We start from the raw sequence: 7,083 nt of genomic DNA, 5'->3' as shown, positions 1-7,083 counted from the left end.
CTACCTTTACACTTTTCATCATTATGCAACTATTCCGCAACCACATGAGCAAACTCCACTATTTGACGAACTTTTCTTGTGAGCTCACTCCTGTGTTCTGTTTTTTGCCCCCATGCTCACATTCAATACCCAAGTCATATTTACCCCGGCCATTGGTGGGGTGGAGTACCTGCTGGACAGTTTTACCTCGCTGGAAATCACCAGCTCGTGGAAAAACCTGGGTGATATGGCCGTACTCAAATTGGGTAGGTTAAGGGGTCAGTTCAACAAGCAGCTCAAAGAAGGAGATGGAGTAGAAATCAAACTGGGCTACGATGGCGAGTTGCATACTGAGTTCAAAGGTTATATTGCCCGGCTGCTCCCCAACCAACCCTTCGAGATGCATTGCCTGGACGAAGTCTATCATTTGCAGCGCTCCAACCTCAACAAAACCTGGAAGCACGCCACTTTGAAGGAAGTAATTGAAGAAGCTATAAAAGGCTTTGAGGTGGAGTTTGTGAACCCCAAAGAGGTGCCCGAAGTAGTGCTCGCCCCCTTTCGGGTGGCCAATGCCAGCGCCGCCAAAGTGTTGCAAAAGCTCAAAGACAACTACGGGCTGGCGATGTACTTTCGGGGCAAGCAGTTGTACGTGGGCTTGCCTTATTCAGAGGATGTAGCGGCTACTACTGGGGTAGATGAACCTGTGGTGTATGACTTACAGCGCAATGTACTTGCCACCGAGTTGGAGTATCGCCGCAAGGAGGACATCAAGATTAAGCTCAAGGCGACTTCATACCTCAAAAACAATCAAAAACTGGAAGTGTACGCAGGCAGTGAAGAAGGCGAGCTGAGAACCTGGATTTCGCCTGAGCCCATTGCGGACAAGGACACTTTGCAAAAAATTGCGGACGAAAAGGTCAAACTGTACCGCTACGAGGGCTACAAGGGGGGAATCAAAACCCTGGGCATTCCACACGTGGTGCATTCGGCACGTTGCCAAATCCGGGATGCTGACTACCCCGAACGTGAGGGATTGTATTTTGTAGATGAAGTAAAAACCACGGTCAGCAAAACCGGGGGCTTCAAGCGAGCCGTCAAAATTGGAAGGAGGGCACAGTAAACTAAACTATGGATGAAAATATCAACGCTTTTATTGCTTCCATCAGGCGGATTATGGAGGCTTTACCCACTGACAGCAAAAATATCCGGGGCACGGTGGTAGAGGTAGACGAAGCCGCCCGCACTTGCGAGGTGCAACCGCTGGGCGGCGAAGCCCCCCTGCCCGATGTACGTCTGGTAGCAAGTATCGATAGTGAAGTAATAGGCGGGGTAGTGTTTATTCCCAAAATAGGCAGCCCGGTGATTGTATCGATGCTCGAAGCCTCGGAAAGTGAGGCTTATGTGACCAGTTTTGGGGAAGTAGAAAAGCTTATCATCCGGTTTAGCGAAGATAGCTTTGCCGAGTTGAGCGAAGCAGGTTTGAACTATAAAAACGGTGAGTTGGAAGTAAACCTGAGCCAGGATGCCCACCAGTTGAAAGTGGGTGATTTGAGCGTGCAACTGACCGCTGACAAGTTAGCATTAAATGGGGATAGTGCAGGTGGGCTGATCAAAATCAAAGAGCTCAAAACCGAGTGGAACAAGAACAAGGCAATCCTGGATGGCTTGGTTCATATACTTTCGGGACCACCCATTCCAGAACCGGGCAATGGCAGCCCTTCGGCGTTGCAGGTCTCCCTCAAGGGAGCTGTGGCGGGCAAACAGACCGGGGTATTAAAAGATTCGATCATCAACAAAAAAGTAACGCACGGCGATGGCGACAACTGACCCTAACAAATGGCGCAAGGTGATAGATGTGCTGCTCTCGGAAGTGGATGGAGACCTCGCTTTTGAAAACGGTGACTTTGCTCTGGGCGATGCCACCGTACAGCATCAGGCACATCACCTGGTGGCAAACAAAGGGGATTTGCGTGCTACCCCCCAGGCAGGTGTTGGGCTACACATATTTCTGGGCGACGAAAACCGGGATTTGAGTGAGATGCGCGCCGAGATTGAGCTACAACTGGAGCTCGATGGGCAAACCATAGAATCTGTCCGCATTGACCTGACCCAGGGAGAAGGGCACGAGCTGGTGCAGATTGAGGCGGGGTGGAGTAATTAAATGGTTGAATGGTTTCGCTTCGCTAATGGTTAAATGGTTAGCGCAAAGCGATGATTGATACACCGATATAGATATGATACAAGTTTATACTACTTACGAGGGGCAAAATATCATAGACCTTGCCCTGCAACTCTATGGAAACCCCCAGGCATTTTTTGTGCTTTTGGACGACAACCCCACGCTTTCGCTGGATGAGGAGATTGCAGCAGGTACCAAGGTTAGGTATGACCCTGATAAAGTAGACATTCGTGACTACCCCTTGGTCAAGTACTTTCAAAATAAGCTGCCCCAGGCGGTAATTGTAAAAACAGGAAATTAAATACTATACTAAGATTAAAGTGATTTTAGGATTTACAGGATTGATTAGTGTTGGTATTCAAACAATTAGTCAAAATCCATCTTCAAAACCATTTTTGTTTAAGTATACAAGCAAACAACCATGGCAAGAACCCTTACTCAAATACGCAACGAACTGCTGGCGGCCAAGGCTGCCGAACCCAAGCTCGATGCCCTGGATTCTCCCTCTAATTTTGCGATCTGGCGACTCTGGCTCTATGTGGTGGCCATGGCAGCCTGGACGCTGGAGCAACTCTTTGATCACCACAAGGCAGCAGTGGAAGCCCGGCTCGCTCAAAGCATATTTGGCTCGGCAGAATGGTTTGTGCTACAGGCAACAAAATTTCAGTCCGGCGACAACCTCGTCAGGGATCAAAATGGAGCACTTGGTTATGCCCAGGTATCTCCCGAAAAACAAATTATTAGTCAAGCGGCCATTTCGGTGGCCAGCGGCAATGACAACGTTGCCACGCTCAAGGTAGCCAAAACGGTGAACGGACAGCCGGGGCAACTTTCGGCAGGCGAACTGGCAGCGGCCAGAGCCTACATTGATCGCTTGCAACCGCCAGGGGCTTATGTGGTGGTCAACAGCTTGCCCGGCGACATCGCAAGGCTCAGCCTGGAAGTATACTACAATCCCTTGCTGGAACCTGCCCCATTCAAAACAAGCATAGAAACCGCCATCAAACAGCACTTAGCCAACCTGCCCTTTGACGGTAAAATACTGAAATCTAAAATTGTGGATGCAGTTCAGGCAGTGGCAGGAGTAGAAGATGTTGTCATTACATTATTTGAAGCAAAGGCAAGTGGAGAAACTTACACTCCAGTAAACCGGGTGTACATCCCCAAATCGGGCTATGTAAAAATAGACAATGCACACCCGCTCAAAGACCATCTCACCTTAAAAACTCCTTTATAAAATAAGTAAATAAAAGCATGACCATTGACTGGAACAAGTTTGTGCGCTGGCTAGTGCCTTCGTACCTCAAAAAGGAACAAGCACGGCATTTGGCTTGGTTGCAAGTAATGCTTACCCCCATCAAAACCTTGTATGAGCATTTTGTGGCGTTCAGAGTAGCTACCCAACTGGAAATCGCCATCAGCAACCAAACGATGGTGCTCGAAGAAGAGCTCAACCGAAGGTTAGGACTGAGTCAGGAGGTAGTGATCATCAACCAAACGTATCAGAGAAATCGCCGCTATATCTATTACCTCAGCGAAGCCTCCAGTTTGCAATATTATCGTTACTCATTGCGCGAAATTGTCGAAAAAAACATCATTCCAAAGTTTAGCTATGCGCTGGGCGAATTTCAGGGAGAGTACGATTTTGTAGTACAGATTCCAGCACTGAGTGAGGATCAACAACTTCAGATTCGTGCCTTTATCGATAAATACAAATTACCCGATAAGGTTTATGCAATTATCACCAAAGAATAAGCAGCACACACTATGGCAAAAATATTAGACCTCATTACGGGCGGACACCCCGGCTCGCTGGACGATTTGCTCCATTTGCAGGAAGCTCAGCAAGAAGGGCAAGCGGCAGCATTTATGGCGTTGGGACTTGACTTGAGTAAGTCCTATATTTTGAAAGGCTGCGAAATCAGCGAAGATGACGCAGGGTTTGCTACCACCACCGCAGGCATGATGCTCCACAATGGTGAAGTATTCGAAGTGCAAGAGCAAAGCATCCCGGATGCAGAAAATTACGGCTGGGCAATTGAGGAAACTTATCGCCCAGGCAACCCAGTGATTTATGCCAATGGCAATGTCCATTCACCACATAAAATAAGGAGACTTAAGTTGGTAAACCCTTCTTTGGATCAAGCTGAGGTGGTGCATCAAGAGTTGTGGCATACCAGGGTTGCCTTGGGCACTGAAGAAGGCATAGTGGCAGGCTTCGATCTGAAAAAGCCGTTCGGCGACAGCCTCATATTCCATGCGGAACGCACTGGCAACCAGGACAACCAAACTGAAATTGTTTGCCAGGGCAAAAAGTGGCGCATCTCAGGGGATATTGTGATCAACTTCCCTCCGCCTTTTGGCGGCAACTATGAAGGGGATGTATTCCAGTTTTATTGCCAACCTAACAAGTGGCAAGATGCCTTGGAGTTTTTAGTAGTCCAGGGGCAAATACCTGCCAATGCCCTTCTTTTGGGCAAGGCAATCCTGTACGATATTGATGAGCAGATAGGCGCCAATGTAGAGCAATTGTATGCCGGGCATGAGGATTATGAATTGAGAATAGATATTGAGGTACGTAAAACTAGTAGCAGATTAATCAAGTACATTCCAGTTCATGAATATTTTGATCAAACCGATAATGAGGTTTGGGTAAGAATTGCCCTACCCATTAAAAGGGCAATTGATGCCAAACTACAACAGTCGCTCTATGCAGAAGTAGAACTAAGGGAAAACCGTTATCCCTTTAGAGTAAGTCTCTTTGGCTACCTTCCGCTCAATTCCTTACCTTTTTACTCGAAAATCCTGGAAGGCTTTTCACAAAATTATTTTGCACCACAGTCTACTAAAAGAATTAGAACGACCATTTGCCGCTCACCCGACCGCTTAAATACTTTTCAGTCAATAAGTAATGTAATGGCAGATTTGTCGCCCACAGAACTAAATTTAATAAATGCACCAAGTGTTAGTAATGATGAAAACAGTAACATCATGCACTTTCTCAGCATTTTTACCACTTATTTTGTTTGATCAAAACCACATTCATTTATGAACTCAAAACAACAACAAAAGCAACTCCCTACCTTATATTGTACCGTAGGGCTGCCCTTTTCGGGCAAAGAAGCATGGGCGGCTTGCCAGGGGCTGCCTGTGGTATCGCTTGCCGCCAATGAAACAGTAGTTGGTAGCAAAGCCACTCAGAAAACCAAGGCTACCGCTGATCCACTGGCTTTTACCCGCCAACTCATCGAGTGCTTGTTTGCCGCAGGCAATCAGGTAGTGATTTTACTGGCCGAAAACCTCAGCGAAAAAGAACAGGAGTATTGGCAAAACCCTGATGCCTGGCAAACCGTGTTTCGGGAGTTTCAGATCAGTGAGAAAGAGGCGCTTCGCAAGGCTATGGCCGCTGGGGTAAGTAAACAGGAGTTAGATAGGATCAAACAAATAACCAAGGCAAAACCCATGAGCACAGATGGCAAGTAGACTATGCCCTGCTTGTAGACTACTTTACAAGTAGGGTAATTATATTCAAAGTATATTGAGCCCAACAGTACATTGTCCTCCTTGAACAAAAACCTTTTCAACGGTTTTACCGAATTGCCAATTATCATAAGAAAAATGATACTCCTCAACATCTATTACTATAAATTGATAGTGATTGACTCCTAGTGTATCTACTAAGTTTTTTAAAAATTCCATTGCTACTTCCAGCCTCAACCCTTGTTCAGTGATGATTTTATACAAGCTAATTACGACTGAGTTGGGTAGGTGGTCAACTTGATTCAGCCAGGCTTGTTTACATTTGCCTGCTCCTTTTATAATAATTAACCCACAAAAGTCAACAGGCAATTCACTACTATCTTTAAACCCAAACATTTGTACTATCTCATTACTTATAAAATAACGTTGCATGTCAGTATCTTTAGCAAGAGATAGCTTCACTGTAGTTTTTTGATGAAGCGTATAAATAACATCTACAGTCTTGAGCAAGGGTTGATACCCCGCACAACTAACGCTCAGTGTACCTTTTATTTCTGCTCCTACCAAGTGATTACCTTGTTCATCAGTGACACTTATTTGCATTATGCTACTACTTTTAGTTGGTCTTGTTCCAGTTGTTGTTTACGTTGCTCAAGTTGGGCAATTTGTTCCTCGTTGTTTTTGCCTTTTCTAAGCCTGCCTAACTCTTTAGCAATATACCCTAACTCCCACACTTTAGAATCTTTCTGTAGTTGGGTGTACTGCTGGTTTTTAGTGCTAAGAGCCAACTGTAGCTCTTCTATCTGTAATTCGTACATTTTAGTTTTTTTGGTTACCTGTTGGGTTACTTGAGCACTTACTCTATTGACGCGCTCAGTTTGCTGGGTTACTTTCTGAGTAAGCCGAGTTACTTCTTCTTTTAGTTTAGTTACCTTAACCTCAGTTTCTTCTTTTTTTACCTCGGCATGAGTTACTTTCTTACGTTCCAGGGTAACTTGCGCGTTTAAGTAAGTAACTTGCTCCTGCCATTTAGTTACCTCCTGCTGAGCTTTAGTTACTTCTCCTTGCTTGAAAGTAACTTTATGTCTAAGACTTTCTATCTCTTCGTTTTTGAGTCTTACTTCACCAGCAGCATGGTTACTTAATTGAGTAACATCCTTTTCGTATTTAAGTAACATGCTACTCAGTCGTCGTTTCAGTGCCTTATTTTTAATTTCTTGATAACGGTATACACCCCAAAGAAACCAAGTACAAAACCCTAAAATAAGTGCTAATACCAAAGGGATTTCAAGCATAAAACTAGTAATACAAGATACGGCAGTGAGTACCGCAAACTCTTTGACAGCACCTTTAAATAATTCCTTGAAATGCACCCGAACGGATACATCGATAGTATTGGAAGTTTTTAAATGTTTATTTTTACTCATAATACTCTAATAGAAAGT

At 45.2% G+C, this 7,083-nt stretch carries 10 protein-coding genes; 8 read left to right on the top strand and 2 right to left on the bottom strand.

Annotated elements, in window-relative coordinates; translation table 11 throughout:
* The first annotated feature begins 112 nt into the window (after positions 1–112).
* The 8 genes from M23134_RS27120 to M23134_RS27085 all read left to right on the top strand — a co-directional run bounded on the left by M23134_RS27120 (position 113) and on the right by M23134_RS27085 (position 5,641).
* A complete protein-coding gene (locus tag M23134_RS27120) occupies positions 113–1,099 on the top strand; it encodes a hypothetical protein (RefSeq protein WP_002701697.1) in 987 nt (328 codons plus the stop codon).
* A gap of 8 nt (positions 1,100–1,107) precedes the next feature.
* Complete coding sequence (locus M23134_RS38985; protein ID WP_002701695.1) at positions 1,108–1,806, top strand: hypothetical protein; 699 nt, start codon at positions 1,108–1,110, stop codon at positions 1,804–1,806.
* Positions 1,793–2,140 (top strand): hypothetical protein, encoded by a 348-nt coding sequence (locus tag M23134_RS27110; RefSeq protein ID WP_002701693.1) that lies wholly within the window; start codon positions 1,793–1,795, stop codon positions 2,138–2,140. Before M23134_RS38985 ends, M23134_RS27110 begins: the two co-directional genes overlap by 14 nt.
* Before the next feature lie 73 nt (positions 2,141–2,213).
* Positions 2,214–2,459, top strand: a complete 246-nt coding sequence (locus tag M23134_RS27105) for a hypothetical protein (RefSeq protein ID WP_002698016.1) — start codon at positions 2,214–2,216, stop codon at positions 2,457–2,459.
* Positions 2,460–2,579: 120 nt separating this feature from the next.
* On the top strand, positions 2,580–3,395 hold the full coding sequence (locus tag M23134_RS27100) for a hypothetical protein (protein WP_002701692.1): 816 nt from the start codon (positions 2,580–2,582) through the stop codon (positions 3,393–3,395).
* Positions 3,396–3,412: 17 nt separating this feature from the next.
* Positions 3,413–3,913, top strand: coding sequence for a hypothetical protein (locus tag M23134_RS27095; RefSeq protein ID WP_002701691.1), 501 nt, complete (start codon positions 3,413–3,415; stop codon positions 3,911–3,913).
* 12 nt (positions 3,914–3,925) lie between these two features.
* Positions 3,926–5,188, top strand: a complete 1,263-nt coding sequence (locus M23134_RS27090) for a hypothetical protein (RefSeq protein ID WP_002701690.1) — start codon at positions 3,926–3,928, stop codon at positions 5,186–5,188.
* An 18-nt stretch (positions 5,189–5,206) separates the two neighbouring features.
* Entirely contained in the window at positions 5,207–5,641 is a 435-nt protein-coding gene (locus tag M23134_RS27085; protein ID WP_002701689.1) for a hypothetical protein, read from the top strand.
* A 45-nt stretch (positions 5,642–5,686) separates the two neighbouring features.
* Here the strand turns inward: M23134_RS27085 and M23134_RS27080 are convergent, their stop codons facing one another.
* Both M23134_RS27080 and M23134_RS27075 read right to left on the bottom strand, forming a co-directional pair.
* The gene (locus M23134_RS27080) at positions 5,687–6,241 is read right to left on the bottom strand and encodes a hypothetical protein (RefSeq protein ID WP_002701688.1); all 555 of its coding nucleotides are present in this window, start codon (positions 6,239–6,241) and stop codon (positions 5,687–5,689) included.
* A complete protein-coding gene (locus M23134_RS27075) occupies positions 6,241–7,065 on the bottom strand; it encodes a coiled-coil domain-containing protein (protein WP_045114418.1) in 825 nt (274 codons plus the stop codon). Before M23134_RS27075 ends, M23134_RS27080 begins: the two co-directional genes overlap by 1 nt.
* Positions 7,066–7,083: the final 18 nt, after the last annotated feature.

Origin of the sequence: Microscilla marina ATCC 23134 (genome assembly GCF_000169175.1) — a bacterium.
Classification (GTDB): Bacteria; Bacteroidota; Bacteroidia; order Cytophagales; family Microscillaceae; genus Microscilla; species Microscilla marina.
Note: the sequence above shows the minus strand (reverse complement) of the source record. Positions and strands in the feature narration are given on the sequence as shown.